The 23,706-nt window shown below is 62.9% G+C and carries 22 protein-coding genes and 2 CRISPR repeat arrays (1 of these 24 running past the window's edge); of the genes, 12 read left to right on the forward strand and 10 right to left on the reverse strand.

Going from position 1 to position 23,706, the window contains the following annotated elements:
- The first annotated feature begins 1 nt into the window (after nt 1).
- The 3 genes from NJ69_RS00855 to NJ69_RS00865 are packed head-to-tail and all read left to right on the forward strand — an operon-like array spanning nt 2 to nt 1,591.
- On the forward strand, nt 2–565 hold the full coding sequence (locus NJ69_RS00855) for a GNAT family N-acetyltransferase (RefSeq protein ID WP_052191960.1): 564 nt from the start codon (nt 2–4) through the stop codon (nt 563–565).
- Nucleotides 566–617: 52 nt separating this feature from the next.
- Nucleotides 618–1,157, forward strand: a complete 540-nt coding sequence (locus NJ69_RS00860; RefSeq protein WP_039575388.1) for a hypothetical protein — start codon at nt 618–620, stop codon at nt 1,155–1,157.
- Nucleotides 1,158–1,201: 44 nt separating this feature from the next.
- Entirely contained in the window at nt 1,202–1,591 is a 390-nt protein-coding gene (locus NJ69_RS00865) for a lysozyme inhibitor LprI family protein (protein WP_039575390.1), read from the forward strand.
- 51 nt (nt 1,592–1,642) lie between these two features.
- Here the strand turns inward: NJ69_RS00865 and mnmH are convergent, their stop codons facing one another.
- Both mnmH and selD read right to left on the reverse strand, forming a co-directional pair.
- Nucleotides 1,643–2,758 (reverse strand): tRNA 2-selenouridine(34) synthase MnmH, encoded by a 1,116-nt coding sequence (gene mnmH / locus NJ69_RS00870; RefSeq protein ID WP_039575393.1) that lies wholly within the window; start codon nt 2,756–2,758, stop codon nt 1,643–1,645.
- Nucleotides 2,758–3,792, reverse strand: a complete 1,035-nt coding sequence (gene selD, locus NJ69_RS00875; protein ID WP_039575397.1) for a selenide, water dikinase SelD — start codon at nt 3,790–3,792, stop codon at nt 2,758–2,760. The genes mnmH and selD overlap by 1 nt, the downstream gene beginning before the upstream one ends.
- 190 nt (nt 3,793–3,982) lie before the next feature.
- Here selD and NJ69_RS00880 point away from each other — a divergent pair, with 190 nt between their 5' ends.
- Genes NJ69_RS00880 through phnE form a run of 4 tightly spaced genes read left to right on the forward strand, consistent with a single transcriptional unit; the run spans nt 3,983 to nt 7,213 of the window.
- A complete protein-coding gene (locus NJ69_RS00880) occupies nt 3,983–4,837 on the forward strand; it encodes a putative selenate ABC transporter substrate-binding protein (RefSeq protein WP_039575399.1) in 855 nt (284 codons plus the stop codon).
- Complete coding sequence (locus NJ69_RS00885) at nt 4,834–5,628, forward strand: phosphonate ABC transporter ATP-binding protein (RefSeq protein WP_039575403.1); 795 nt, start codon at nt 4,834–4,836, stop codon at nt 5,626–5,628. Before NJ69_RS00880 ends, NJ69_RS00885 begins: the two co-directional genes overlap by 4 nt.
- Entirely contained in the window at nt 5,622–6,449 is an 828-nt protein-coding gene (locus tag NJ69_RS00890; protein WP_039575406.1) for a PhnE/PtxC family ABC transporter permease, read from the forward strand. The genes NJ69_RS00885 and NJ69_RS00890 overlap by 7 nt, the downstream gene beginning before the upstream one ends.
- The gene (gene phnE, locus NJ69_RS00895) at nt 6,446–7,213 is read left to right on the forward strand and encodes a phosphonate ABC transporter, permease protein PhnE (protein WP_039575409.1); all 768 of its coding nucleotides are present in this window, start codon (nt 6,446–6,448) and stop codon (nt 7,211–7,213) included. The genes NJ69_RS00890 and phnE overlap by 4 nt, the downstream gene beginning before the upstream one ends.
- A 46-nt stretch (nt 7,214–7,259) precedes the next feature.
- On the opposite strand, the gene NJ69_RS00900 is transcribed toward phnE, so the two are convergent.
- Nucleotides 7,260–8,150, reverse strand: a complete 891-nt coding sequence (locus NJ69_RS00900) for a bestrophin family protein (protein ID WP_039575412.1) — start codon at nt 8,148–8,150, stop codon at nt 7,260–7,262.
- Nucleotides 8,151–8,398: 248 nt separating this feature from the next.
- On the opposite strand from NJ69_RS00900, the gene NJ69_RS00905 reads away from it, so the two are divergent.
- The 4 genes from NJ69_RS00905 to NJ69_RS00920 all read left to right on the forward strand — a co-directional run bounded on the left by NJ69_RS00905 (nt 8,399) and on the right by NJ69_RS00920 (nt 11,481).
- Entirely contained in the window at nt 8,399–9,454 is a 1,056-nt protein-coding gene (locus NJ69_RS00905; RefSeq protein WP_039575415.1) for a diguanylate cyclase, read from the forward strand.
- Nucleotides 9,455–9,642: 188 nt separating this feature from the next.
- Nucleotides 9,643–10,107 carry a hypothetical protein gene (locus NJ69_RS22150; RefSeq protein ID WP_052191962.1) on the forward strand — a complete coding sequence of 155 codons (465 nt, stop codon included), beginning with the start codon at nt 9,643–9,645 and terminating at the stop codon, nt 10,105–10,107.
- Nucleotides 10,108–10,286: 179 nt separating this feature from the next.
- The gene (locus NJ69_RS00915; protein WP_039575417.1) at nt 10,287–10,907 is read left to right on the forward strand and encodes a LysE family translocator; all 621 of its coding nucleotides are present in this window, start codon (nt 10,287–10,289) and stop codon (nt 10,905–10,907) included.
- Nucleotides 10,908–10,917: 10 nt separating this feature from the next.
- Complete coding sequence (locus NJ69_RS00920; protein ID WP_245219492.1) at nt 10,918–11,481, forward strand: GNAT family N-acetyltransferase; 564 nt, start codon at nt 10,918–10,920, stop codon at nt 11,479–11,481.
- Here NJ69_RS00920 and NJ69_RS00925 read toward each other — a convergent pair.
- A complete protein-coding gene (locus NJ69_RS00925; RefSeq protein ID WP_080754699.1) occupies nt 11,466–12,635 on the reverse strand; it encodes a multidrug effflux MFS transporter in 1,170 nt (389 codons plus the stop codon). The genes NJ69_RS00920 and NJ69_RS00925 overlap by 16 nt on opposite strands.
- 135 nt (nt 12,636–12,770) lie before the next feature.
- Here NJ69_RS00925 and NJ69_RS00930 point away from each other — a divergent pair, with 135 nt between their 5' ends.
- Nucleotides 12,771–13,661 carry a LysR family transcriptional regulator gene (locus NJ69_RS00930; protein ID WP_039583048.1) on the forward strand — a complete coding sequence of 297 codons (891 nt, stop codon included), beginning with the start codon at nt 12,771–12,773 and terminating at the stop codon, nt 13,659–13,661.
- A gap of 314 nt (nt 13,662–13,975) precedes the next feature.
- Nucleotides 13,976–14,905: a CRISPR direct-repeat array (repeat unit 28 nt; unit sequence TTTCTGAGCTGCCTACACGGCAGTGAAC).
- A 130-nt stretch (nt 14,906–15,035) separates the two neighbouring features.
- On the opposite strand, the gene cas6f is transcribed toward NJ69_RS00930, so the two are convergent.
- The 6 genes from cas6f to cas1f form a co-directional block, all read right to left on the reverse strand.
- Nucleotides 15,036–15,599, reverse strand: coding sequence for a type I-F CRISPR-associated endoribonuclease Cas6/Csy4 (cas6f, locus tag NJ69_RS00935; protein WP_039575421.1), 564 nt, complete (start codon nt 15,597–15,599; stop codon nt 15,036–15,038).
- Between the two features lie 3 nt (nt 15,600–15,602).
- Entirely contained in the window at nt 15,603–16,628 is a 1,026-nt protein-coding gene (csy3, locus tag NJ69_RS00940) for a type I-F CRISPR-associated protein Csy3 (protein ID WP_039575423.1), read from the reverse strand.
- A gap of 33 nt (nt 16,629–16,661) precedes the next feature.
- On the reverse strand, nt 16,662–17,639 hold the full coding sequence (gene csy2 / locus NJ69_RS00945) for a type I-F CRISPR-associated protein Csy2 (protein ID WP_039575426.1): 978 nt from the start codon (nt 17,637–17,639) through the stop codon (nt 16,662–16,664).
- Entirely contained in the window at nt 17,632–18,957 is a 1,326-nt protein-coding gene (gene csy1, locus NJ69_RS00950; RefSeq protein ID WP_052191963.1) for a type I-F CRISPR-associated protein Csy1, read from the reverse strand. The genes csy2 and csy1 overlap by 8 nt, the downstream gene beginning before the upstream one ends.
- A gap of 90 nt (nt 18,958–19,047) precedes the next feature.
- Nucleotides 19,048–22,440: a type I-F CRISPR-associated helicase Cas3f gene (gene cas3f, locus NJ69_RS00955; protein ID WP_039575428.1), complete on the reverse strand. Its 3,393-nt coding sequence runs from the start codon at nt 22,438–22,440 to the stop codon at nt 19,048–19,050.
- Complete coding sequence (gene cas1f / locus NJ69_RS00960; RefSeq protein ID WP_245219493.1) at nt 22,437–23,423, reverse strand: type I-F CRISPR-associated endonuclease Cas1f; 987 nt, start codon at nt 23,421–23,423, stop codon at nt 22,437–22,439. The genes cas3f and cas1f overlap by 4 nt, the downstream gene beginning before the upstream one ends.
- 237 nt (nt 23,424–23,660) lie before the next feature.
- Nucleotides 23,661–23,706: a CRISPR direct-repeat array (repeat unit 28 nt; unit sequence GTTCACTGCCGTGTAGGCAGCTCAGAAA) (it continues 2,027 nt past the right edge of the window).

Raw genomic sequence — 23,706 nt, forward strand, 5'->3', positions numbered from 1 at the left:
CGTGATCCACCTCCGCAGTTTCCCCAGTGACCTGTGCCTGGACAGCCCGCGCTTGCAGTTGCGGCCCATGCGCCACGCCGATGCGGCGCGCTGGTTGACGATCATGGCCGACCCCGAGGTGATGCGTTACTGGTATCACGCGCCCTGGACCGAACTGGCCGAGGCCGAAAGCGCCCTGGCCGCCGACCGCGAAGCCTATGCGGCGGGCACGCTGCTCAAGCTGGGCATGTACCGGCGCGACAACGGCGAACTGATCGGTATGGTGCAGATGTTCAACATCGATCACGACTCGCGCCGGGGCGAGATCGGCTACTGCCTGGCCCGCGCCGTGCAGGGCCGGGGCTACATGGACGAGGCGCTGACCTGCTTCATCGACTACCTGGCCCACACCCTGCACATGCGCCGTCTGGAAGCGGAGATCGACCCGCGCAACCAGGGCTCGGCGCGCACCTTGGAGCGCCAGGGCTTCGTGCTGGAGGGCACCCTGCGTGCGCGCTGGTGCGTGGCCGGAGAGCTGTCCGACTCGGGCCTCTACGGCCTGCTGCTGGAACCGCCTGTCGCCTGAGGCGTGGGTGCGGTAAGGTCGGCGTTCGCTTTCAAGCCCGTGGAGTGTCCGGTTGCCCGCTTATTACCTCAGTCTCAGCCTGCTGCTGTACCTCTCCAGTCTGTTCTTCGATGGCGCGCTGATGGACGTCGGGCGCCAGATGCCGGCCTTGCAGATGCTGCTCTACGGCCCCTGGGGCGTGGCCTTCGGTGTGTACGCCTGGTTCGCCAACCCATTGCTGGCGCTGGCGGTACTCGCCCATCGGCGCTTTCGGCGTTTGGCGTTGCTGGTCGGCGCTGCGGCGCTGTACCTGGCAATCGGCAGCTTGACCATCGAGCGTCTGCCGGACAACCGCAGCTACGCTTTCCACGACATCACCGGTTTCGGCCTCGGGTTCTACCTGTGGCTGGGGTCGATGCTGGTGTTCTGCGCCGGCCAGCTCTGGTGGTGCTTCAAGGCCCGCCGCGCCGATGAGGTGCCGGGCTGGAACTGGGTGGACGTGGTGGTGATTGCGGCCCTGGCGCTCACGCTGTATGTCGCCACACAACTGCCGTCGCTGCGCTTCGAGGTGGATCAGGTGCTTATGCCGCCGGAGCCTGCGCAAAGTCTCTGACACTGCTAGGCTCAGCATCCTCTCCACGCAACGGATCCGCTTCGATGACTCGCTATGCTTTTGCCACGCTGTACGCCGTGCTGGCCTTCGCCACATCGGCCCAGGCCGACGACAATTCCCCGAGCTATGTCCAGTGCATGGACAAGGCCGCCAGCACCTTGGCGATGAATGTCTGCGTCACCGAGGAAACCAGCGTGCAGGATCAACGCCTGAACACCGCCTACAAGCAGTTGATCCGCAAGCTGGAGATCGCCCAGGTCAAGCGCCTGCGTGAAGTGCAGCGCGACTGGATCGCCTTTCGCGACAAGAACTGCGGCTTCCACGCGCAACTGAGCGGCGGCAGCATGGCCAGCGTCGAGCAAGGCATCTGCGTGATGGACATGACCCAGGAGCGCGCGGCGGAGATGGAGCGGCTGCTCAAGCCGGAGCAGTAGTGCTTCGAGGCGTGGCGCCGGGACGTCTACGGTCACGGCGCCGAGGCGCTGTCAGCGTGCCGGTGGCCGCTCGCGCTGCGCCCGTGCCTTGAGATATTCGCGCACCTCCACGCCATCGCCCGCGAACTCGATGCGGTGCGCCTTGGCCTCGCGCTGATAGGCGTACATCGGGTCGTAATACTCGTTCAGCAAGCCTTCGATCCAGCCCCGGTGCAGGTCCACTTCACCGCTGCGCAACTGTTCGTCCAAGGCCTGGTCCAGCAGCGCCTGCAGGCGCTGGAGACGTTCGCCGCCCAGGCGCTTGCGAATGTTGCCCAGGCTGTGGCGCAGACGTTCAGCGAACAACTGGCGACCTTCATCCTCGCCGTGCAAGGCGACGAACTCGGCGCACAGGTCGATCACGTAATCGCGCAGGATCCGCTCGACACGCTGGACGAAGCTATCCTCCAGCCACACCAGCGGATAGCGCTGCATGCCCTGGTAGAGCGGCAGCGGCACCGCGCAACTGCCGACGATGCGCCCCTCGTCTTCGAGCACGAATTGCTGCACGCCACGCGCCCGTTTCTTCAGCACGTCGATCGCCAACTGGTTTTCGAAGTCGATCTGCGCCGGCTGCGCGGTGGCGCGTTTGCCGAAGCTGGAGCCGCGATGGTTGGCGTGGCCTTCCAGGTCCAGCGCGTTATCCAGTTGCAGCAGGACGTCGGTCTTGCCTGTGCCGGTGAGCCCGCCCATGAGCACGAAGTCGCACTGCGCCACCGCCTGTGCCGTGGTGTCCAGCAGATAGTTGCGCAGGGCCTTGTAGCCGCCGCTGATGCGCGGGTAGTCGATACCGGCCTCTCTCAGCCAGCCTTGGACGATCTGCGAGCGCAGGCCGCCGCGAAAGCAGTACAGGTAGCCCTGCGGGTTGGCACTGGCAAAGGCCGCCCAGGCCTCCAGGCGCGCCTGCTTGACTGCGCCATTGACCAGTTGATGGCCCAGGGCGATGGCCGCGCCCTGGCCCTGCTGCTTGAAGCAGGTGCCGACCTTGTGCCGCTCCGCGTCGTTCATCAGCGGCAGGTTGACCACGCCGGGGAAGGCGCCTTTGGCAAACTCGATGGGCGCACGCATGTCCATCATCGGCACGTCATCGAGGAACAGCGGGTGGAAGTCGGTGCAGTCGGGGCGCATCAGATCACCTCGACTGCGTAGGTCTGTCGCTCGACCAGGGTGCCGATCGGCGCCAGGTCCAGGCCGAGTTCTGCGGCCACCGCGAGGAACTGCGCCTGCCCCTCGGGGCTGACGGCCACCAGCAGGCCGCCGCTGGTCTGCGGGTCGCACAGCAGGTGTTTCTGTTCATCGGTCAAGGCGGCGATCTTGTGACCGTAGCTCTCGTGGTTGCGCAGCGTGCCGCCGGGAATGCAGCCCTCGGCCAGGTAGTGCTCGACACCCGGCAGGCGCGGCACGGCGTCGAATTGCAGGCGCGCGGTGAGGCCGCTGCCTTCGGCCACTTCGACCAGGTGGCCGAGCAGGCCGAAGCCGGTGACGTCGGTCATGGCTTTGACCCCGTCGAGCTTGCCGAAGCGGCTGCCGGGGGTGTTCAAGGTACACATCCAGTCGCGCGCCAGGCCTTGGTCCTGGACACGCAGCTTGGCCTTTTTCTCGGCGGTGGTGAGGATGCCGATGCCCAGCGGCTTGGTGAGGTACAGCGTGCAGCCTGCGGTGGCGGTGTCGTTGCGCTTGAGCTGGCGCTTGCCGACCACGCCGGTCACCGCCAGGCCGAAGATCGGCTCGGGCGCGTCGATCGAATGCCCGCCGGCCAGCGGAATGCCGGCCTCGGCGCACACCGCGCGACCACCCCGGATCACTTCGCGGGCGACCTCAGGCGCCAGCACGTTGATCGGCCAGCCGAGAATGGCGATCGCCATCAGCGGATCGCCGCCCATGGCGTAGATGTCGCTGATGGCGTTGGTGGCCGCGATGCGGCCGAAATCGTAGGGGTCGTCGACGATGGGCATGAAGAAGTCGGTGGTCGAGACCACGCCACGCTCATCGTCCAGCGCATACACGGCGGCGTCGTCACGCGAAGCGTTGCCGACCCACAGCTTGGGATCCAGCGCCTGGCTGCCGCTGTCGGCCAGAATGACGTCGAGCACCTTGGGAGAGATCTTGCAGCCACAACCTGCGCCGTGGCTGTACTGGGTCAGGCGAATCGGCTCGCTCATGGGCACCTCGCAATCGAATGAATGCGCGAGTGTAGCAATAGAGCAGCTTCGAGCTTCAAGCTTCGAGCGGCAAGAGGAAGCAGCCGTGCGTGCTTGCGGCTAGAATGCCCAGCTACACCCAACCGCGATCCGCGTTCACTTGCAGCTTGCAGCTCACCGCTCGCAGCTGTCTCCAAAGGAGACCCCTCCCGTGCTGAAACGTCCCCTGGCGCTGGCCGCCGGCTTCGTCCTGTCTTGCTGTGCCGTGGTGGTTCAGGCTGCTGAGACCTTGCGCGTCAGCGCCATTCCCGATGAAGCGCCGACCGAGTTGCTGCGCAAGTTCAAGCCGCTGGGCGAGTACCTCGAGCAGCAACTGGGCATGAAAGTGCAGTTCGTGCCGGTGGCCGACTATCCGGCGGTGGTCGAGTCGCTGGCCAGCGACCGCCTCGACCTGGCCTGGCTGGGCGGCTTCACCTTCGTTCAGGTGCACCTGAAAGATCCCACCGCTACGCCGCTGGTACAGCGCGAGCAGGATGCCCAGTTCACCAGCAAGTTCATCACCGCCAACCCCGAGGTCAAGAGCCTGGCCGATCTGAAGGGCAAGACCTTCGCCTTCGGCTCGATCTCTTCGACGTCCGGCAGCCTGATGCCGCGCTACTTCATGCTCAAGCAGGACAACATCAAGCCGGAAAGCTACTTCAGCCGGGTCGCCTATTCCGGTGCCCACGACGCCACCGTCGCCTGGGTGCAGGCCGGCAAGGTCGATGCCGGCGTGCTCAACGCCAGCGTCTGGCAGAAGCTGGTCGATGCCGGCAAGGTCGATACCACCAAGGTGCGCGTGTTCGCGACCACCCCGACCTACTACGACTACAACTGGACGGTGCGCGGCAACATGGACCCGGCGCTCAAGGAGAAGATCAAGCAAGCCTTCCTCGCCCTGGATCCCGCCAAGCCCGAGCAGAAAGCGATCCTCGATCTGCAGGCGGCCAGCCGCTTCATCGAAACCCAGCCGGAGAACTACGTCGGCACCGAGCAGGCTGCCCGTGAGGCCGGCTTGCTCAAGTGAGTATCGAACTGCAGGGCGCGGGGCTGCGCCACGGCCAGGTTCGCGCCCTGGACCACGTCAACCTGCGTATCGACGCCGGCGAGCGGGTGGCGGTGATCGGCCCGTCCGGCGCGGGCAAGTCCAGCTTGCTGCACCTGATGGCCACCGCCGTGCAGCTGAGCAGCGGGTGCCTGCACCTGCTCGGCGAACAGCCCTGGGCACTGTCGGCCCGCGCTCGCCAGCGTTTGCGCGCGCGGGTTGCGCTGGTGCACCAGGCGCCGCCCTTGCCGCCGCGCCAACGGGTGGTCACCGCCGTGCTGGCCGGGCGTTTGGGGCAGTGGGGCACCCTGCGCGGGTTGCTCAACCTGCTGCACCCCACCGATGTATCCGGCGCGCGCCAGGTGCTAGGCGAACTGGGGCTGGCCGACAAGGTGTTCGTCCAGTGCGGGCAATTGTCCGGTGGTCAGTTGCAGCGCGTCGGCATCGCCCGCGCCTTGTACCAACAGGCTGAGGTGCTGCTGGCCGACGAGCCGGTCTCGGCGATGGACCCGGTACTGGCCGAGCATAGTTTGGGCCTGCTCAACCGCCATGCACGCGAGCGGGGCGTGACCCTGGTCGCCAGCCTGCACGCGGTGGACCTGGCGCTGGCGCATTTCCCGCGCATCATCGGCATTCGTGACGGCCAGGTGGCGTTCGATTGTGCGGCAGCGGCGGTCGCGCAGAGCATGCTCGACGAGCTCTATGCCAACGAGCACCTGACGGCGCCAGTGACCGTAGCGCCGACCCTGACGGTGCAGATGCCACGATGCTGAAGGCCGATGCCCGCGATCCGGCGGCCTGGCCGCGTCTGCTGCTGGCCGTGGTGTGCCTGGCGGTGCTGTGGCCGGGCGTGCAACTGAGCGAGCTGAACCCCGGGGTGCTGCTGCAGGCCGAGAACCGGCAGCAGATGGCCAGCTTTCTCGGCGCGTTCTGGCCACCGGCCCATGATCGTGATTTCCTCGCCTTGCTGCTGGAGGCGACGGTGCAGACGCTGGCCGTGGCCACGGCCGGGATGGCCCTGGCGTTGCTGTTGGCCGTGCCCGCCAGCCTGCTCGCCAGTCGCGCGCTGTCGTTGCGTGCCGCATCGCGCGGTGGCCGGCCGGGGCCATGGTCGCAATTGGCGCGCTTGCCGGTGCGCGGGCTGTTGGTGTTCCTGCGCAGCGTGCCGGAAATCGTCTGGGCGCTGCTGTTCGTCAGGGCGGTCGGGTTGGGACCGACGGCGGGGGTGCTGGCCATCGCCATCACCTACAGCGGCATGCTCGGCAAGGTCTATGCCGAGATCTTCGAGTCGGTCGACCAGCGTCCGGCGCATGCCCTGATGCAGGGTGGCAGCGGACGATTGGCGGCCTTCGCCTACGGCATCCTGCCGCTGGCGGCGGCCGAGGTGGTGTCCTACAGCGTCTACCGTTGGGAGTGTGCGGTGCGCGCGTCGGTGGTGATGGGCTTCGTCGGCGCTGGCGGGCTCGGTCAGCAGATCGACCTGTCGATGCGCATGTTCGCCGGCGCCGAGGTGGCGAGCATGCTGCTGGCGTTCCTGCTGCTGGTGACCCTGGCTGATGGCCTGAGCCGCCTGCTGCGCGGGAGGCTGGCGTGAAGCGGGTGATCAATTGGCTGGTGCTGCTGGCACTGCTGGCCGCCGTGGTGGCGTCGTTCGCCTACCTGCAACTGGACCTGGCCTCGGTGCTGGGCAACGGCGGCTCGGCGCAGATGGCTGACTATGCGGCGCGCTTCCTCAGCCCTGACCTCTCGACCGAGCACTTGCGCGCGGTGGGCCATGGAGCACTGGAAACCCTGGCCATGTCCGGCCTGGGTACGTTGCTGGCGATGCTCTTGGGATTGCTGCTCGCGTTGCCGGCGGCGGGGCGTTTCGGCTGGCCGCTGCAAGGCGCAGCGCGGCTGCTGCTCAATGCGCTGCGGGCAATTCCGGAACTGGTCTGGGCGGCCTTGACGGTGCTGGCGGCCGGGCTTGGTCCGAACGCCGGCACCCTGGCCCTGGCGTTGCACACAGCCGGGGTGCTGGGCCGATTGTTCGCCGAGGCGCTGGAAAACGCACCGCCCGAGCCTGCGCAGGCCATCCGCCTGCAGGGCGGTGGGCAGGTGGCGGCGTTCTGCTTCGGCACCTTGCCCAACCTGTGGCCGCAGTGGCTCGCCTACAGCCTGTACCGCTGGGAAAACAACATCCGCATGGCCAGCGTGCTCGGTTTCGTCGGCGCGGGCGGGCTGGGGCAGATGCTCTACACCACCCTCAGCCTGTTCCAGGAGGCGCAGGCCAGCACCGTGATCATCGGCATGCTGGTGCTGGTGTTGCTGGTGGATGCCTTGAGCGACGTACTGCGCCAGCGCTACGTACGCGCCTGATCCTGCGGGTCTTCAGCCGCGAACTGGCGCGAGCCGTAGACGCTCGTCACGGCGCCCACTCGCCGCACTGTGCTTCGCGCTGCATCGACTCCAGGTTGCGCTCGATGGTCTCGCAGATGGTGTCCATGGTGATCTGGTGCTCGCTGCGGCGGAACGGGCTCTGCAGGTCGGTGCCGATGCGTTCGATCGCCAGCAGCATGAAGCCGACCACGGTCGAGGCCAGCGGCGTGAACCACTCCAGCGACTCCACCAGGCCGATCGGCACGATCACGCAGAACAGCGTGATGAACAGCCGTGGGAAGTACACGTAGGGGTAGGGCAGCGGGGTATTGGCGATCCGCTCCATGCCACCTTGGGCATTGGACAGGTCCACCAGGGTCGACTCCAGCCGTGCCAGGCGAATGCTGTCCAGCCGCCCAGCCTTGTACTCACGAGAGAGCAAGGCGGCGGAGCCTGCGAGGATGTCGTTGGCGAAATTGTTCGAGCCATTGCGTCGCTCGAATTCGTGCTGCGGGATGAACGCCATCAGTTCGGCCGGGCACGGCTCGCCCTTGAGGTGCGCGGCCAGGCAGTTCACATAGGCCACGTGACGGCGCAGCAGCGTGGCTTTCACCGGATTGAGCCCGTCGTCGGTGTCGTCCACCAGCGTCAGCACCTGCCGCGCGAAGCTGCGCGAACTGTTGACCATCGCCCCCCACAGCGTTCGCGCTTCCCACCAGCGGTTGTAGGCGCTGCTGTTGCGAAAACTCACCAGCACCACCAGTGCCGAGCCGAGCAGGGTCAGCGGGATCAGCGGCAGGCTGAACTTGCTGTCGAGGAACAGCATGAAGTCCAGGGTCACCAGGATGTCCCAGAGCAGCAGCCACAGCAGCGACCAGCCAATGTAGTTGAAGGTCTTGAACACCAGGCGGTATTTGCGCACGAGGTAGTTTTTCACGCAGGGATCTCTTCATGGAGCGGATGAAGGATCGGACGCCGGGGGCGAGGTAAGGTTCGCGCAGAGGGATGGGAACGTTAAACGGTTCAGTTTTCCGAAGGCTGATGAAATGCGTAGGATTCGACCCCACCCGTTTGAACTCCCCTTTTCAGTAGTGGCACAATGCCAAAACGCCGAACCCCAGGGCCTGTCGCCGGCCTGGTTGCCTGTCCGGTGCAACCCAGGACAGTTTTTTTCGGTGATTCCCGATGAACCAGCGAACGGGCAAGGGCCTTTCTTTTGCCAAGCGCATGTACCCGCCACGTGCGATCGGCACCGGTCTGGGTTTCTTCTGCGTGCTCATTGGCCTGTGGCCCCTGCAACCGGCGTGGTGGGTCTGGACGCTGCTCGGGCTGCATGGCTTCGTTTGGCCACATCTGGCCTACCAGATCGCTCGACGCTCCCGGCAGCCTTTCGTCGCCGAGCAGCGCAACCTGGTGTTCGACGGCTTCGCCGGCGGCTGCTGGGCCGGGGCGATGGGGCTCAACCCGCTGCCAAGCGTGATCATCCTGTCGATGATTGCCATGGACAAGATCGCCGCCGGTGGCTGGCACATGCTGGTCAAGACCGTCATTGCCCAGGTGCTGGGTATCGCGCTGGGTCTGTGGCTGTACGCGCCGCCGCTGTTTCCGCCCACCACCCAGGCGCAGATGCTGGCCTGCCTGCCGATCCTGCTGATCTACCCCATGGCCATCGGCCTGATCTGTTACCAGGTCACGGTTCAACTGGGCCAGCACAAGCGCGCCCTGGCGCGCCTGAGCCAGACCGACAGCCTGACCGGACTGATCAACCACGGCGCCTGGAAAGACCTGCTGACGCGCGAGTTTCAGCGCTGCCGCCGCGCCGACCAGGCCAGTGTGCTGGCGTTGATCGACATCGATCACTTCAAGCAGATCAACGACGTTCATGGCCACCTGATGGGCGACGACATCCTGCGCACCCTGAGCGCGCTGCTACCCACGCACCTGCGCAAGACCGACCTGGTGGCCCGTTATGGCGGAGACGAATTCTGTGTGATGTTGCCCGGCGCTGGCCTGGCCCAGGCCGAGGAAATCCTCGAACGATTGCGCCAGGCGGTGGAGTGCTATAGGCATCCTGACCTGCCGGAGCAGCGGCTGAGCCTGAGCATCGGCATCGCCGCCTACGGCGCGCACCAGCTCAGTGCCGATGGCTGGCTGCATGAAGCGGACATGGCGCTGTACCAAGCCAAGAGCGCCGGGCGCAACCGGGTCGTGGTGGCGCGCAGCCAACCGTCGGCCGCTTGATAGGACCTGGGCGATGGATCCTCTTTCCTTTTGTGACCATAGGCATACCGACAACACACACAGATACATCCCACAGGTTATCTCTCCCGCATCCTCATGCGTTGACTGCTGAGTCGCCGTTAAATGCAGCGGCACGGCGGTTCGCGCTTTCGCGGACAGCGTTCATGGACACGAAAGGAGATGCACCTTTGAGCCTGACCGACAAGCGATTTCAGCGGTTCACTCAGCTGGGCTGGGGGGCGATGGATATGCTCATCGTCCTGGTCTATGTGGTCGACAGCCTGCGTCGCGGTGACATCCCGTTCTGGACCGACCTGCACAGCATTCTGGCGTTGGCGTCAGAACATGCGGAACTCGCCTACGCCATTGGCTTCGCCAGCTTGGCGGTCTATCTGACGGTGTTCATCAGCGGTTGTCTCTTTCTGAAAGGCGCGCGCATGGCGGCTTATCTCGGGCTGGCGCAGGCGCCGTTTCGGGTGATTCTGGTGCCCTCGATCCCGGTTGCGCTGTTTTGGCCCGATCCGCTGATCGAGACGGCGGGATGGCTGGTGTTCTTCCTCAGCCTCGTCGCCGAGGTGGTGAAGGTCTGGAGCTTGTTGCTGTTGCTGCGTAGCCAGAGCAATGGGGTAGCCGACGCGCCGGCGGCGGCTTGAGCCAGCCATTTCAGACGCCGCCTGGCAGCGGCCTGTGATCGCCGACGAGCGCGACGTTCCGTCAGACAAAAGATGGCCCACGGGCGATGAAGAAAATACTGAAATTTACCCGCGCCCGGACTACGGAAAACCCTTCCCAAAGGCTACGCTAGGCCAATTGTCCACAAGGCCGACTCGCCATGACCCTCGCCGATAACCTGCTTGCCTTTACCCTCGCCGCCACAGTGTTGACCATCACCCCAGGCCTGGACACGGCCCTGATCCTCAGAACCTCGGCCGTCGAAGGCCGCGTGCAGGGGCTGCGCGCCGCGCTGGGTATCAACGCCGGCTGCTTCATCTGGGGCGCGGCGGTGGCCTTCGGTCTCGGCGCCTTGATCGCCGTGTCGGAACTGGCCTACGACATACTCAAGTACTGCGGCGCGGCCTATCTGGCATGGTTGGGCCTGAACATGCTGCTGCGCCCCCGGCAGTCGTTGGCCCCGGCCGAGCAGGACGCACGGCCCACGCGGAACTGGTTCCTCAGGGGCATGCTCGGCAATCTGCTCAATCCGAAGATCGGCATCTTCTATGTGTCGTTCTTGCCGCAGTTCATCCCCCAAGGGGCACCGCTGATCACCTGGACCTTTGGTCTGGTAGCCATTCATGTGGTGCTCGGCCTGCTCTGGGCCGCGGCATTGATCGGCGCCACCCGCTCGTTGTCCGGTGTGCTGCGCAAGGGCTCGGTGGTCTCATGGATGGATCGCACCACCGGCGTGCTGTTCATCCTGTTCGCTGCCCGGCTGGCGTTGAGCCGCCGTTAAGGAGTTTTCTGTGAATACCCCCGCAACCTTGTATGAAACCGACCGACTGATCGTGCGTAGCTTCTGCGAGGGTGATGCCGCCGCGCTGTTCGACTACCTGCATCGACCGACCGCCAGTTGCTTTTTCTCACTGGCGCTGTCCGACATGGCTGCCGCCGCGCAAGAAGCGAAGCAGCGCGGTATCGACAACGAGTACTTTGCCGTGTGTCTCAAGCACGACGGCGCGTTGGTCGGCGATGTCTTCGCTCACCCGGAAAAGGACCAGCCGGACACGTTTTCCATCGGCTGGAATTTCAATCCCCGCTTCGCCGGGCAGGGCTATGCGCACGAGGCGGCGGTAGCGCTGGTGGACTATTTGTTCAACGAACGGGGCCTGCGACGATTATATGCCTACGTTGAGGACACCAACCTGCCGTCCCAGCGACTCTGCGAAAAGCTCGGCATGCGCCGGGAGGGACTGTTCATGGAGTTCGTGTCGTTCATGAAGGACGATCACGGGGTGCCGGTGTACGAGAATACTTATCAGTATGCGGTGTTGAGTAAGGAGTGGCGAACCACTCAGTCGCGCCCATGATGCAAGCAGCTACCTAGGCACGCGCCAAGCGCGATCAGGCTGAACATCGCAACGGCCCCCGCCAGCACAGCCAGGCTGGTCCCGAACACTGCGCTGATCGCCATGGCCATCAGCGCGGCACTGCCAATCTGACAGAAACCCACCAGCCCAGAGGCGGTGGCGGCATGGCCGTGCTCTGCGGCGATGGCTCCCGACACGGACAGTGACAATGATGAGCCATTGGCCAGGCTCACCAGGCACATCGGCAGCACTACCCCGGCCGCATTTCGCCAGTCCATCGCTGCAACCCCCAGGAAGACCACCCCGCCAAGCACGAAGCAGATCACCCCGGCGGCCACCAGCCGGTCATAGGGCCAGTATTCCAACCCGCGTTTCGTCAGCCAGTTCGCGCCGATGATGCCCGCTGTCAGCGGCAGGTACATCCAGCCGATCTGTTCTTCGCTCAGCCCTGCGCGTGTCAGCAGGAAGGGTGACTGCGTGAGGTAGACGAACCACGCGCAGTAGATCGCGCAGACCACCAGGGTGTAGCGGCGAAAGCCACGGTCGCGTAGTACTTGGCTGAAACCGTTGAAGGGGTTGGTCCGTACACGCGCCGCTGCCGGCAGCGTTTCAGGAAGTCGTATCAAGGCCAAGAGCAGTGCAACAGCCCCGAATCCCGCGACGAAAAGAAAATCTGCGCGCCAGCCGAACTGGGCGGCCAGGTGTCCGCCAATCACCGGCGCCAGCGCGGGGGAGAGTGACACCAGTGGGTAGACGATCGCATAGACCTTGGCCGAGGTTCGCTTGTCACAGGTATCGGCGATCAGCGCGCGGCCAATGACCAGCCCGGCAGCGGCGCCCATCGCCTCGATCATGCGCCATGCCAGAAATGCCGAGTAGCTGCTCGCCGCCGCACAGCCCAGCGAGCCCACTAGGTACAGCAGGCCGGCGCCCATCAATACCGGTTTGCGGCCATAGCGGTCCGAGAGTGGGCCGTACACCAATTGCGATACCGCCAGCGCCAGCAGATAGAACGACACGGTCTGCGGCATCTGCCAGTCGGCGATGCCAAAGGCGTGGGTCATGCTGGGCATGGCGGGCAAGTAGACGTCCGAGGCGATCAGGCCGAAGGCGCTGAGCATCGCGACGACGAGGATGAATGAGGAACGAGGCATGAGGCTCCCGGATGACAGGCCGGCTGTCGTAGTGAGTTGAAGGAAAGCGGCACATGCTAGACAGGCTGGGTTCATGTGAAAATGCACGCCAATGCAGTCATCGGCTGCATTTTTGCAGGTGCGTAGAAGGTGATCATGAACTGGGATGACATACGAATTTTTCTTGCTGTCCATCGTGCGAGCACCCTGACCGGCGCGGCGCAGCAGTTGGGTATCGACCAGACCACCGTGAGCCGACGCCTGGCCGGGCTGGAGCGCACACTCGGCAGTCGGTTGTTCCTGCGCAGCAACAGCGGCCTGACGCTGACCGTGACCGGCCGGGATGTGTTGCTCAAAGCGCAGGACATGGAGCGCATGGCCGTGTCGTTCGAGCGTCGGAGCGAGGGCGCCGATGCACGCGCCGAGGGCGAGGTGAGGGTCACCACCACCGATGCGCTGGCCGTCGATTTCCTGGTCCCGGCGATCGAGCGCTTGCGCGCGAGCCATCCCGACATTCGCGTGATCCTGACCACCACCACCCGACTGCTGGACCTGGCGCGCAGGGAGGCCGACATCGCCGTGCGCACCGTGCGTCCTGAGCAGCCGGATCTGATCGTGCGGCGGATGGCCAGTTGGGACGTGGGGCTATATGCCACTCGCGGCTATCTCGAACGCCATGGCACGCCAGAGCCACAGGGCCAGTTCGCCGGACACGACATTGCCCTGTACCAGGCCGGGGTGACCGAGCGCCAGGACGGGACGCTGGTGGGCGTGCCCATCAAGCAGGGGCGGGTGGTGGCCGAGCTGGACTCCAGCTTGATGTTGGCCACATTCGTGCGGGCAGGGTTGGCCTTGGGTGAACTACCTGACTATCTGGCGGCGCGCGATCCTCAGTTGACGCGGCTATGGCCGCAGCGCCGGCGTGCCACGCCTTATGAAGCGTGGCTGGTGTTGCATCAGGATCTGGCGCACACGGCGCGGGTGAAGGTGGTGGTTGAGGCGGTGGCAGGGGTGTTTGGGCAGGGGGCGACGGTGTCGGAGCTGTGAGGCAAGGATGCGCCCAGCCTGTTTCACGGTGGGTTACCGGGTACGGGCGGGCGACTCATGTGGCTGATGGATCAATTGTTACGCTGCCTATTCGGCAGTTGATGAGTTGAAGCTACGGCTTGCTGATTATGAGTCTTTCTGAGCTGCGTATGCGGCAGTGAAGGCTTGTACGTCTTTGGCCCCGCGTTTGACGGCTTTCTGAGTTGTCGGGTCAGCAGTGAACAGGTGCCTCAAGCCTATCGGCTGCTACCGTCGTTTCTGAACTGGCTCATGGCAGGGAACTTTAGAACGGCGGTGGACTTGAGGCTGGATAATTTCTGGGCTGCCTACAAGGCAGTGAACAGGCCCTGGCCCGGAGAGACACCACTCTTCTGTTTCTGAGCTGCCTAAACGGCAGTGAACGTCTACTACGACGGCCGGCGGTGCCGCATTGATTTTCTGAGCTGCCTACACGGCAGTGAACAACGCGGAATCGGCAGTACGCCTGCGCTACAATTTCTGAGCTGCCTACACGGCAGTGAACAACCGGCGCGCTCGGCTCTGCTCTGGCGGATATTTCTGAGCTGCCTACACGGCAGTGAACGTTCCCACTCGCGGACCCTGTCGACTTCCTCGTTTCTGAGCTGCCTACACGGCAGTGAACAGCGTGAAGGGCTGGGTGGTCTGACCGACGTATTTCTGAGCTGCCTACACGGCAGTGAACCTCGTGTTCTCAATCTACCGGGGCGAAGTGACTTTCTGAGCTGCCTACACGGCAGTGAACAGTTCAGCGTTGCTACCCGGGCCGATCGTCCTTTTCTGAGCTGCCTACACGGCAGTGAACATGTCGGCTACCTCATCCGGTGTCATGAACATTTTCTGAGCTGCCTACACGGCAGTGAACCAGCTCGGTTATTTCAGCCTCGGTGTGGGCTTTTTCTGAGCTGCCTACACGGCAGTGAACCTGCACTTTTGCAATGTCGGCATCGTGCTCCATTTCTGAACTGCCTACACGGCAGTGAACACGCGCCGGTGCACCAGGTGCAGTCCGATATTTTTCTGAGCTGCCTACACGGCAGTGAACAGCCTGTTCGATCACCTGCTGGAGTCCAACGCTTTCTGAGCTGCCTACACGGCAGTGAACAGGTGGTGGTCGGGTACGCGAAACGCCCCATCTTTCTGAGCTGCCTACACGGCAGTGAACGTGAGAGCTGGCGCTCGCTGCCGGCCTGCAGCTTTTCTGAGCTGCCTACACGGCAGTGAACTAGAGCAATTTGCATCTAACACCCTGAATCAACTAAACAAATCACCCTCTGAAACCAATCACCCCAATTTTATCGATCCTCCGTAACCCCTTGATTTTCAAACCCTCTATCGCCCACGCGAAAAAAAGGGTCAGAACCAAGGCACCGTCGCCTGGCTACTCAACCCGTACCCGCCAAACGTCCCCTCCCGCGCGCAATCCAGCAAAGGCCCATGCTGAACAAACAAGCGGAACATCTCCCCCGACGTCTTGCTACGTAGCTGCGCATACGGAAGGTTGCACGTCTTGCCACGGCTCTCCGGAATCCGCTGGCGGGCCTCTTCTTCGCTGATGCCGTGCCGCTTGATCAGCCGGCGACGCAGTCGCTCCGGATTACTGTCGACCTGCACGCGGCTGACACAGCGGTACTGCACGGCGCTGGGAACTGCATCGGGACCGGTACACCGAACATGATCGCGCATGCCACTCAGCCAGTCGGTGCGCTGCAGGCTGCCGAGCGCCTGCTCGCTGCCATGCACGCGCAGGCGGGCGCCCAGCGTGAGCGGGCGCTGGCTGACATCGGGGAAGCTGATGCCGATGTCATCGCGCCTCAAGTCATGCAGGGCCCGGTGAAACTTGGCCAGCAGCGCGTTCATGAGCAGGGGTTGGCTGAACTCCGGATCTGGCAGCAACGCCAGTTCAAGATAGTGATCCATGACTCAACCCGCCTCGCCGAAGACACCGCCGCGAATCAATGTAGCGATGACGAAGTGCTGTTGCTCCAGTGGGGGCACCTTGTCTTTGAGCACCCAGGCATCGAGCAGCGAGTAGAAATCGTCTTTGCTCTTGTTCCGAGGCTGGCGATAGGCTTTGCCTTGAGTGGTGACTGATCCATAGGGCTCGACGGCGATAGGGCCGTTGACATCGGCCTCTTCGTACCAGGTGTCGATGCTGCGCAGCGCATTGCCCACCTTTTGCGAGTGCAGCCCTGCAATACCGCTGACGGTATACAGCGTCTTGCTCTTGTCGCCCCGACCACGATCCATGATCAGTTCTTGCGAGGGGAAGACTTCCTGGCCGGCGCCAACTCGCGCATAGGCAGTGATGCGCAAAAGAACAGGCTGCTCGCCCAGCAGCCCGCTATTGATAAGCCGCGCCAGATCTTGCAATGCCGCCGCGTTTTCCCCTTCGCTGTCGAAGTGGCGCAAAGAAATGCTCAGGGCATCGAAGTTCCAGGTTTGCTGGGCCTGACCTTCGACCAGTTGCTCGACACGGACCTCGATTTGTTCGGCACCCACGCGATTGCGCCAGAGAAAGCGGGCATTGGCCAGGTTGCAGGCATAGCGATAAGCCAGTTCGTTGAAGCTGTTCTGCTGGACATAACTGTGCACCGTCGCCTGCAGCTTCTTTCGATAGTCAGCGCCGTTGCAGGCCGACGGCTGGCCCACCTGGCCCAGGACGCGCAGGGTGAAGGTGACTTTGAGCGTATCGGCGTCATGCGGCAGTGTCGCAACATCGATGGTCTGCAGATTCGGCTTCTGAACTTCCGCGTCCAGTTTGGCCGGGTCCGGGTCTTTGGTTTTCATGCGGTTGGAAATGGTGCCACGCACCGATTTTTCACGTACCTGAATGGGTGTCCACTCATCGCGATTACGCCAGTCACCGGCGTGGAACAGCGCGTCCGAAGGGTCGAGTTTTCGCTCGAAGGCCAGAACCGATGCAGTCTTAAGAGTCTCGGTAGTCATTTGCAAATCCTTATGTAATGAGCGGGCAGCGGTTTAGTCGAAGTTGGGTTCGGTATCAGGTTGGTAATCGTTGTGGCAGCGGTAAACGCCGTCATGCGCATCGGTGCTTGGATACCAGAGCAACTGCTCCACGCTTTCCAAGCGATGAGGGCTGATCCATTCGCCAATGCTGTAGAGGCTTTCCACCAAGCGCACTGGCGTCTCATAGTCGCGGCTGTTGGCGACCGAACCTGCGGGCAAGAGCGGCGTCAGCGCGCCATAACCCACAGGGATAGGCACTACCCAGCCCAGCCCTTGGCGATCACTGCGCCACTCTGCTTTGCCTAGACTGTCGGGTTGATCGGGGGACCAGTTGATTCTCGACAGCGATAACCACGCATCGAGTTGCGTACTGTTAGAGGCAAAACGGCGCAGGTCTTCATACCGTTGCTGCAGCAGATCCGTACGCTCGACCAGCGCGAAGCCGGGCAACCAGTTCGGCACGGTGGCGGCGAAGGTATCCATTCGAGCGTCTGCGTCTGTGGCGATCGGCATGAAATAAGGGCGGTGACGCGGGCCTTGCTGCTCTGCAGGTATCAGGCTGCCGCCAGCCACACGCAGGGGCTGCAGCATTTCAAGAAGCTGTACGGCCAACTGTGGGCGCCGGCTGGGATCGTCGAGCGCCTGGCCGCTGACGCCCAGCAACAGGGTTAGCCCGAGATGGATGCGGCCTTCTTCGACGATTGGCGAGGGATTGCCGCTGCGGTCGTTTGGGTTGCGGGTCAGGTGCAGGGTCTTGACGTAGCGATCCGAGGTGGCTTGTTCCTCGTGCTCATGAACGACTGCACCTACTGCGCGGAACTGCAATTGGACTCCGCCTGCTCTGGCTTTGCGCTCCAGCGCCCACATCAGCCCAATGAAGGCGGTCATGGAGGGGAAACCGTGGGTCAAGGGACTGGAAAGCGCGTTTGCGTTCTGAATGCGCAGATGGGGCAGAACCAGTACGGCGTCGAATTGTGGGCACTCAGCCATGGCTCACCTCCCGCGTGCTGACAGCGAAGCCCAAGGTATGCGCCAGCGCTTTACGCGCCCACTGCATGTGCTCTGCATCGCTGACGGCGAAGCCTTTGCGCGACAGCATCGCGTTGAGCCACAGCGCGAAGTGCTTGGCGACTTCTTCAGGCCACTGTTGGCGCTCAGCGGCCTGTTGAAATGCCCCGTCCATGTCTTCGTATCCTTCTCGAATGGCCATCTCGGCGCGGCCAGGGTCAAGCCAGAGTTGTTCGCACAGTGGGAGTTGGCAGTCCGGGTCGCGGGTCCAGCCGGCGGGGAACTGGGTGCGGATGCTCACGCCGAACGCGGTCAGGGCTAGACCTAAAGCACGCTCGATGCGCTCGCGCCTCTTGCGGGTGGCGAAGGTGGGGTCCGGCGCTTGCTCGAAATACTGATAAAGCGCGTTGAGCTGGCGTTGCACGCCGTCGAATCGCTGGAACCGCTTGAAGGATGAATCGAGTAGGAGCAGCGGCTTGCTGGGTTGGCGTTGCCAAGCGGGTGGGAGGGAGGACAGAAGGTAGTTCACGCCACCGCGCTCACTGTTGAGTTGGCTGATGTTTTGCGGCTTGGTCCCTCCCAGTTTGCGTACCAGCAGGCCACGGTACTCACGGTAGCCGTTAGGGTGCGCGCGGCCGCCGCGCCAAGCGAGTCGAGCTTCTTTATTGGCTTCACCGAATCTCGCGTCATTGACCTCAAGGTGAACGGCGTGGACCAAGCTGCTGGAAAATAGCGGCTCCAATAGATGAAAGGCTTCGGTGCGTGCCGGATCACCGTCCACGCACCAATACAGCTGCTTGGCTCGCTCGTGTGAGGTAACCGTTTCGTCCTGACGTATCAGGCCTTTGAACGCGGTTGCCCAGGTTGAAGCGCGTTCAGGCTGTGGAGACAGTGCTGCGAGCAAGTCCGCGTCGTCGTCTTGCAGCCAGTCGAGTAGCGAGCGGTTATCCACCTGCAGCTTCAAGAACTTGTAGACGTCCAACGCCGCTGCATTGCCGACGATATCGATGGCGAAGTCGGCACCCAGCGAGTGGCTGCCTATTTCATCTCGGCCCGGGAGTGATGTGGGGTCGATGTACAGGCTGCTGCCGCGAGCGTCAGGGTGGGTGGCCTTGAGCACATGAGTCACGGCCTGGATCTGGGATACTCGACGGGCGGCGTCAGCGAGCCAGGTTGAGTAGTCGTATTTGGCGGCGGTGACGGGGTCGTCCTTGCCATTGAGCTTGGTGTCACGTCGCTCTGTTATAAAACGCTCAATGGCTATTTGAAACCGCTGTGATCGAGTGAGTCTATCTTCCATAAGTAACTCTGATTCAACGTGTAGGGTGGGTATTTATCGGCCCGAAAATCACGGGCCAGAAACATAAGCTACTGCCCGAAGAGCACAACGTTATTGATCACTGCCCCTCCTTTTCTTCGCGAATCCTAAAACCGGGTGGTATCTCCAGCCGATGTCACTGTTGGGCACGTTTACCGGGGTAAAGCGCCGGGCGCACTCCATGATGTCGATATCTTGTGCCACGGCGAGCGCTTGCAATTGCTCCTTGAGGTCAACGACGCCCCAAGGACAAATCCCAGGCCCCATCACCGTCTCCAGCTCCACTCGCTCCAGTTTCATTTCGCTCGGCAGATACTCAGGCGGTTGGCGTTTATTGGGCTGGTGCAGGCAATGCAGGCGCGGTGGGGCATCTTCGTCTTCCATGAGAAACAGCAGGTCGATCGTCGGCTGAGTCTGGTGACGAAAAGGTTGATGCTGCGGCAGCGCCCACGTCAGTGCAGCCTGGGGATACTGCCAAGCGCACGCGGCGTCCAACTGCGGTTTGTCGCTGCTGGGCAGCATCAGGTTCATCAGGCGGCAATGTTCCAGGTCCACCAGATTAGCTTTGGCGTTCAGCGCGCTCGCTGGGCGTGGTTTGATCCGTGGACGGGCGTTGAAGGGAATGAGGTCTTCTTCGAGCAGCAGGCGTTCGAGGTTGTGACTGTCGAGGCGCAAAGGATGGCGGTGATCCCGCGTGTTCTGCTCGAACCCAGGAAATACAAAGGCCGCTTCATTGCGCGTGTCTTTGTCCAGCTTGTTTTCGAAATGCTTGAGGTTGGTGCTGAACACCAGGAGGTTCGGCGTTTGGCATGGCTGCTGACGGTGACGCTGGATACGACCCGCCAATTGGATCAGCGAACGCACCGAAGACGGCTCGACAATCGCCCAGTCGTAATCGTGATCGCGTCCCACCTCCGTGACAGGAGAGCCCAACACGACGAACAGGTGATCCTGCTCGGGATAAGCATCCAGCGCCTGCCGGATCTCTGGCAGGTCATACACCGCCTCTGGCTGCTTGCGGTTAAGGCAACGGTCGAGTCGGGACTCGATGGCGGAGCGTTGGATCATCGGGAAGCGCGAGTGGTACACGCACAAGTGAATACGCTGCCCTGTCATAGCGCCTTGTTTGAACAGCGCCAATGCAACATCGAACAGGGGCTCGATGTTGGCCATGCGCACCAGGCCGAAGCTGACCCGTTTGCCGCTGCGTGTGCAGGTCTGAGCATGGCGCTCATGGGCGCAGTGCATGGCGTGCCTCAACTGCTCGGCGAAGTCGTCCCGTACTTGCGCTTTCGAGAGAGGGCGGTCCATCTTCCATGGCCAGAGTTCGACGATCCTCAGAGGTGTCGCGCTGTTGCGATCCAAGACAGCGACCCGTTGTTCAACGAAGCATGCGTGAGCGGCCTCGAATGCTTCTGCGCTCTTGCAATGTTCTGCCGTTGTGGTGAATTCATCGACCCACAGACAAGGGATCTGCAGTGCCTCGACCTGATCGTGCACAGGTTCGCCGCGATTGCGCCGATAGTGCTGACGGCCTGCTCGGTACGCGTGAAACATGCCCATGACCAGCGCCGGGGGCAGGGTGGCCGAGGACAACAGTACGCGGGTGCCCAACAGGCCCGCCCAATGCACGAGCCGCGTCAGGGCCGGCAAGTCGCCGAGATCGAAGTCATCGAGTTCGTCCAGCACCAGATCGCCGCTCATCATTCTCAACATCGGCGCAATCTGTCGTCCGGCTCGTTGCGCTTCTGTGGCGGGCATCAGGTGGTCGATGGTGCAGACCAGCAAGGGTGCTGCGAGCATGGCGCGAATCGGCTGTTCGCTCATCGCTTTGCCCAAAAGACCATGCTCTTCGGTTTGGCCTTCGTAGAAGACGTGGCTGTCCTCGTCGATCAAGCTTTGGATCGATGCCGATCCCCGGGCTTCGTGCTGCGCTTCGAAATACGCCTGCAGCAATCCCGAATCCGAACCCCCAACGCGGATGGCCAATTCGTGTTCGCCCAGGTGCAGGTCGTTGCGATAGCTTTCGCCCGTCTGCCGCGTGAGTGTGCGCAGCCCGAGGGCGAAGGTGCCGCGCAAGCCCTGTTGCGGATCGGCGAGCGCATTCATGATGCGCGCGTTGGCCAAGGTCTTGCCGCAACCGGTCGACGCCATGTTGACGATGAAGGCGCCGTGCTCTGCGCCGGCTGCGCGCAGGCTGCCGGCGATGTCGGCCGCTGTGTCCTGCCAACGAAAGCGCGGGTCGCCACTGCGTTTGCGCAATCCTTTGTGTTGCGCGAGCCGGGGCAGATGGCGTTCGAAACGGGGCAGGGCATGGACGATGCTTGCCGACATGTGCTCGACGCCAATCAGGTGTTCGTCCAAAGGCTGCTTCGGATCGCCTTTGTCGTCGGTGTTGGCGTACAGCGCGGTGGTGCCGTCGCCCCGAACGCGTCGGGTATCGGTGGGGCTCAAGCCAGAATAATGATGGTCAGCCAACATCAGGCTCAAGCGCGCCAGGTGCATGACATAGGGGTTGCCCAGCCAGTCGCCCTTACCCGGTTTGTTTCGCAGCGCGAGTAACCGTGTCGCCAGTTTCGCAGCCCTGGCGCGCCACTTTTTCTCTGTAACAGGCAGGCCGTGATCGAAGCGCCAATAGCTGCTTGGATCATCCTCGCTTTGCTCTGGAGGCACTTCGTTCCAGCGATGGCTGATGCTCTCCAGCAGGTGCTGCAGCGCATTGCGGGTCAAGTCGGGGGTCGGGCTGCCAAAACGTCTGTCCCCGCCCGTTCTCTCGTCCTGGAAATTGGGTACTACCGGCAGTCGATGATGGCTGACCACTAGCCAGCCAATCGCTGCCGCCAGGGGCGGCAGGGATCGAAACGGTAACGCTGCCTGTGGGGCCAGATCATCACGCGTCAATCGGTCTACTGCCAGCCAGCGCGCGTCATCATCAGCGCTTGGGTGCGCCAGGCGCTCTAGCCACGCCGCGTCATCGTCGTCTCCGACGAAGGCTTGAAAGAGCCGTAGGGAAATCCACTCATGACGGTAGAGGTTGCGTGTTTTCGAGGGCTTTGCCAGTCGTTTCTGAAACGCTGCGCAGGCTTTGCCCAGGTCGTGCAGCAATGCGGCCATGCGTGCCAGCAGTTGGATGTCTTCGGCGGTGTGCCAATCGTTCTCGTCCTGCTGGCGCAGGACGTTGCGGCGAGTGCTGTGGGTGGGAACGCTGCCCTGCGCATTGAAGCGACTGGCATCGCCGACGATCCACAGCAGTTCGCTGTGGTCCAGGCCGCGTATCCAATGACAGGCGATGGCGCTGTTGCGCCGGGCGGTCTTTCGCAGCAGGCGTCGCAAAGTATCCAGGCCTGACTGAGTGATCGAAGTCTGCCAGGTCTTGTCGCCACGCCGCTCGGCAAACTGATCGAGGATGCGCCGCGTCTCTGTCAGTGCCCGTTTGTCGCATTGTGAAATCAGGAGGATGTTCACGCCGCAGGCGCTCCCAGCGCTTGGGCGATGGATTTCAGGCTGTCGATCATGAAGTCGAGGGCTTCCTGGCGGGTGAGACTTTCGATGCAGGCCTGACGGAACGCCTGCTCATCATCTCCACGCATCGCTGAGAGAAAGGCCTGGGGCAGGATCAAGCCGTCCTTGACCAGGTCCGCGACATCGAACACGAGTCCACCACGTCGTGTTTTACCGTGCAGCACGGCAAGGCCATGGGGCAAGCCCAACACCCAGGTGGCGGTGGCGCCCAGGCCGTAGGCCAGGTAGTTGCCATGATCGAGGAAACGGTTGGCAGGGTCGGTGCCGCTACCCCGCTTGGCGCGGGTGAAATCGCCATAGCCGGTGGCGGTGGCCGCGAGCTTGAACAGGCGCTTGGTCAGCCTCGCCTCTTCGGTCAGTAAATCATCGTGGTTGTGCGCTCGGTCGATGCGTGAGCGGGAGTCTGCCAGATGCTGCTGCAGGGTACTGGGGTCGAGGGTGAACCCCGCTTTGTCGAAGGCTCGACTGCCCAGCCATTGTTTCTCGAGGTAGTCGAGGCGCAGCCGCTGAAACGCTTTGGCGGCTTCGAGACGTTTGTCCCCATCGAACCAGAACGAGACCCAGCGTTGCAGGTATTCGGTGGGCCGGTACTCGCTTTGCGGTGAAAACCAGGCGATGTCGATATCCACTTCATTGGCACTGAACAGCGGCGTGGCACCGCTTCCGCAAAATCCAACCAGCACCCCAGCCTGAGCCAGTTCGCGCATGGCGGCTTGGGTGACTGACGTGCCGGTTCCGAGCAGCACCGTGGTGGTGTTGGCGATGGGGATGTTCCAGTAGAGCGATTGCTTGCCAGCGTCGGTGACATATTCGACCCGACCACCTTTGACCAGCACGCGGCAGTGCTGGAGGTAGTAGATGTTCGCGCGCTTGGAGTGAAGGATGGTCTTCAGGTCTGACGAGGGTATGCCTTCCATGGTGGCCATTTGCTCGTGGGGTGAGGATCGGGATTTATACCTTATGGGAGGGATGGGATTCGAATGGTTTTTGGGGGAGGGGGGAGAGACGGGCGGTTCGTGAGGGGGATGGTTAGACCCTTTTTCTTCGGGTGTTGATTAGTTGCTTATAAATCAATGGGTTACGGCGGTCGGTTTAAAAAGGGTTTTTGAGAAGGTTTCAGATATTTTTCTTTGGTGGTAATGAGTTGGGGTATGTGGGGTCTTGTTCACTGCCGTGTAGGCAGCTCAGAAAAGAGTGAATGCCTGTTTG

Origin of the sequence: Pseudomonas parafulva (assembly GCF_000800255.1) — a bacterium.
In the GTDB taxonomy this organism is placed as follows: domain Bacteria; phylum Pseudomonadota; class Gammaproteobacteria; order Pseudomonadales; family Pseudomonadaceae; genus Aquipseudomonas; species Aquipseudomonas boreofloridensis.